The following is a 225-nucleotide window of genomic DNA, read 5'->3' on the forward strand; positions in this document are numbered from 1 at the left end:
TTCAACTAAGGGTAAGCCTGATTTTTCATGTCCCTTGTGGCTAGGCCATAATTGATCAGGAGTAATACCCTTACCCAAATCGTGGCATAAGGCAGCAAAACGGACCGATGTTCTATGGTCACTTTGTTCAACGGGTATGGCTTGTGTTAACAAAACAGCTTGTTGTAATACCATCATGGTATGTATGCCGCTACATATTTCAGGATGCCAAAGTGCGGGGTTTGG

General features: G+C 44.0%; 1 protein-coding gene. It reads right to left on the reverse strand.

Annotated features, from left to right (window positions below; all coding sequences use genetic code 11):
- The coding region (locus ACX6CF_RS27360) for an HD domain-containing protein (protein ID WP_458788520.1) at window positions 1-225 on the reverse strand (225 nt) is incomplete at both ends.

The sequence above is a fragment of the Vallitalea sediminicola genome (genome assembly GCF_054408565.1).